The organism is Coprococcus sp. AF51-11b1, assembly GCF_027682785.1.
GTDB classification, from domain to species: domain Bacteria; phylum Bacillota; class Clostridia; order Lachnospirales; family Lachnospiraceae; genus Allocoprococcus; species Allocoprococcus comes.
Genome location: NZ_JAQCZB010000029.1, coordinates 1 through 3,593 on the forward strand (window position 1 = coordinate 1; position 3,593 = coordinate 3,593).

General features: G+C 36.7%; 3 protein-coding genes and 1 pseudogene. All 4 read right to left on the reverse strand.

Annotation, left to right across the window (positions count from 1 at the left end):
* Positions 1 to 16: 16 nt before the first annotated feature.
* Entirely contained in the window at positions 17 to 1,060 is a 1,044-nt protein-coding gene (locus tag PGY05_RS16345) for a sensor histidine kinase (RefSeq protein ID WP_118198851.1), read from the reverse strand.
* Positions 1,060 to 1,770 (reverse strand): response regulator transcription factor, encoded by a 711-nt coding sequence (locus tag PGY05_RS16350; protein ID WP_195368588.1) that lies wholly within the window; start codon positions 1,768 to 1,770, stop codon positions 1,060 to 1,062. Before PGY05_RS16350 ends, PGY05_RS16345 begins: the two co-directional genes overlap by 1 nt.
* Complete coding sequence (locus PGY05_RS16355; RefSeq protein WP_270476344.1) at positions 1,749 to 3,182, reverse strand: phospholipase D family protein; 1,434 nt, start codon at positions 3,180 to 3,182, stop codon at positions 1,749 to 1,751. Before PGY05_RS16355 ends, PGY05_RS16350 begins: the two co-directional genes overlap by 22 nt.
* A gap of 198 nt (positions 3,183 to 3,380) precedes the next feature.
* Positions 3,381 to 3,593 (reverse strand): annotated as a pseudogene (locus PGY05_RS16360) (cardiolipin synthase); the annotation flags it as partial.

The following is a 3,593-nucleotide window of genomic DNA, read 5'->3' on the forward strand; positions in this document are numbered from 1 at the left end:
CTAATTTATCTTAAAACTATATAATCTCATCTTTCTGCTTTGGCAGCTCTATAACAAATCTGCATCCACCATATTCACGGTTTTCTGCTTTGATTGTTCCTCCGGCACTATCTACAATCCGTTTTACAAGTGCAAGACCTAGGCCATTTCCTTCTGCTTTATGAGATCCATCTACCTGATAGAACTTGTCAAATATTCTGGATTTTACATCATCCTCTATTCCTGGTCCTTCATCTTCCAGAATGAACTTAACAGAATCCTGTTCTTGTTTCAGAAACATCATAATTGTCCCCTTTGAAGGGCTGAACTTAATCGCATTATCCAAAAGATTTATCCAGATATGCATAAAAAGTCCTTCATTCCCAGTATATTTAACTTCCTCCAATTCTACCTGAAAACCAATTTCTTTTTCTGTCCATTTTGTTTCCAATGAAAGAAATGCCTGGCGGATCTGTTCATCCAGACGATATTCTGTTTTTTTCATTGGTATATTCTGATTCTCTAACTTGGATAACAGTAAAATATTACCAACCAATCCGGAAAGTCTTTGGGTGTTAAATAAGATTTTTTCTACATATTCCTCTTGATCCGGAGACAGTTCTTCTCCCTGAAGCAGCATTGTATATCCTTCAATGGCATTAATCGGGGTCTTAAACTCATGAGAAACATTAGATACAAAATCCATCTGCAGCACCTCTGTTGCACGAAGTTCTTTTGTCATAACGTTAAAACTTTGATAAGATTCTCCAACTTCTGCTATACGGCTGTTCGTTTCCAAATGCTGTTCAAAATCTCCCTGAGAAACTTCCTTCATTGCTTTACTAAGTCTGGTAATTGGTTCCAGTAACTTTGCATTGATAAAGGAAGTGATCAGCCCTGCAATCAATGTATTGAAAATCAAAAGCCAGCCAAGCACAGATATGCTGCCCGGCAGATTAAAAAAATGATTCAAAAAAGCAAATAATAAAGCAGATATGACTGTTGAAAATACAAGTGCCAGCCAGATTGCACCAGTCAGACAGGATCGGATCCGCAATCCTTTTTTTTTCTTTTGTTCCATTATTTTTTCACCACCTTGTATCCAATTCCACGCATTGTTACGATTTCAAAATCCGGGTTATCTTTAAAACGCTCTCTGAGTCTTCCTATATGTACCTCTATTGTATGTGGATCTGCCTCCGTCTCGTATCCCCATACTTCATCCATCAACTGTTGTTTTGTAAATGTTCTGCCTGGCGAAGCTGCAAGCTTATATAAAAGCAGGAATTCTTTTTTAGGCAAAACAAGACTTTCCTTATCAGTTGTAACCGTCATTGCATCATAATCAAACTCTGTTGAACCGATCACAATTTTGTGTTCATTCAGTATCTGTGCACGGCGAAGCAGTGCTCCGACTCTTAAAACCATTTCATTCACATTTACCGGTTTTACCATATAATCGTCACTTCCCGAAAGAAATCCCTGGCGCATATCATCAAAGGAACCTTTCGCAGTGATCATAAGTACCGGTATCTGATATCCTGCTGAACGGAGTTCCGACACCAGTTCATAACCATCCATAACCGGCATCATAATATCAGAAATGATCAGATCAATATATTCCTTATCCAATACTTCTAATGCCTGTGCTCCATCCGATGCACTTTTGACTTGATATCCATTCTTCTCAAGCACTTTTTGGAATAGCTGGCTTAATTCTTTATCATCTTCTACAATCAATATTTGAAACACGTTTTCCTTCCTCCTTATTAAAACAGATACCTTGCCCATCCAAGCAGATGCTGTACCAAAAATATTTTTCTCTGACGTTTCTTTGTTAATTCGATTGGCTCTACATGATATGGATCATTATAAGTTCCACCTTCTAATATCTGGCGGGACACTTTTTCATATTCCATCATGCCCTCTTCCAACTGTTTATTAATATCTTTACTGCGTATTACAAGCATCAGTTCCGTATCCAGATATGCACTTCTCATGTCCATATTAAAGGAACCGATTACAGACAGATCATCGTCAATCAGAATACTTTTTCCGTGGTATGAATAACCGCCTTCATATTCCCAGATATTAATTCCTGTACTTAAGATTCTATTTCTGTTTTTCGCATAATCGGCAGACCCAAATGGATTCCCATTATTCGCAACTGAATTTGTCATGATAGAAAAATCTGAAACGTTCTCTGCAATCTCCTCCCATGTATTATACATCATATCATTACAGATAATATATGGCGTGTGGATCTTCACACGATTTTTTGCATTTTTCATCAATTCTCCCAACTGATACCACACTACTGGTTCTTTGGAACCTGTGTGAATAGGATTTGACACTAATGTAATCTTTTCTGTCTCAAAAGTTTCGTCCGTATAATCGGTCTCGCAGATTCTTTCCTTATTCTCTTCAAAATATTTCTGATAGCTGTTCTGCAGCTCTAAAACTGCGTTCTTTACAGATTTTCTATTTGCCAGTTTTTTATTGTTATGAAAATAACCACTGTCTTCCTGATTCCATATGGTTTCAAAATACTCTGACAACTGGTTAACTGAATTTTCTTTCTCAGGTTCATCGCAAACCACTAACACGTCTCTGTCATAGTTCTTATGTCCCGGAAAATCACCCAGGAAATAATTGTATGTATTTCTTCCTCCAAGAATATATCTCTTTCCATCTGCAATCAAATATTTATCATGCATTCTACCCATCATTTTCCACGGTTTCAACGGATTGGCCTTATTATACAGTTTAATTTCAACATTCTCATGGGAAGATAATCCATAGAAATACGGATTTCCTTCCATATCAATCCAGCTCTCCATTCCATCTACTAACAGACGAATATGTACACCTCTGTCTGCCGCATCATGCAGTGCTCCTAAAATCAATTTTCCACTTTCATCGGATTGAAATGCAAAAGTAGAAAGAACAATTTCCTTTTTTGCATTCTTGATCAAACGCACTCTTTGTAAAAGCGCTTCTGGATTCTTTTCTATGATTACTGCCCGTTCTGTATTTTCACTGCATTCGTTCCATGACCCATTTTTTGTTTCTTTTTTGGTTGTATTGGACACTTCCGGCTGCTTTTTATATGCAACGCAGATTCCGAGCAATTCATAAAAAGCCACACATAAAAAAATTGCCAGTATAACAAGAAGGATTTTACATATTTTATGCTTTTTCATTGTACATCACCTGATTCCTTTTTATTTCATACTTATACAATACAAAGTCAATCTCAATTTAACCTCAACAAGGTTTGTTTTTTTCATCCATGCAAAATCTTCTTTGTACAACAGACTGTTAGATATAGCAAAAACGGCCTTTTAAAAACAGTTAACTTCTAAATCAACTGTTTTTTGAAAGGTCGTTTCATCAGATTCTTATAGCAATCCAGCAAATAATCTCATAAATAATTGTCCCAGTCGCAAATATGCACTTCGTCCGGTTTGATATTGGTCTGTCACATCACGACATTCTCCCATCGTTCTTATCAGATCATTTTTTATTTCCACAACTGCCTGACAATCTGCCATAAAACAGCCGTTTTCAAAATGGTGATATAAACTTCGATAATCCAGATTAATTGTTCCACA

Coding starts and splice junctions, on each gene's coding strand:
- PGY05_RS16345 (WP_118198851.1), bottom strand. CDS start 1,060: ATGGAACAAAAGAAAAAAAAAGGATTGCGGATCCGATCCTGTCTGACT.
- PGY05_RS16350 (WP_195368588.1), bottom strand. CDS start 1,770: ATGGGCAAGGTATCTGTTTTAATAAGGAGGAAGGAAAACGTGTTTCAA.
- PGY05_RS16355 (WP_270476344.1), bottom strand. CDS start 3,182: ATGAAAAAGCATAAAATATGTAAAATCCTTCTTGTTATACTGGCAATT.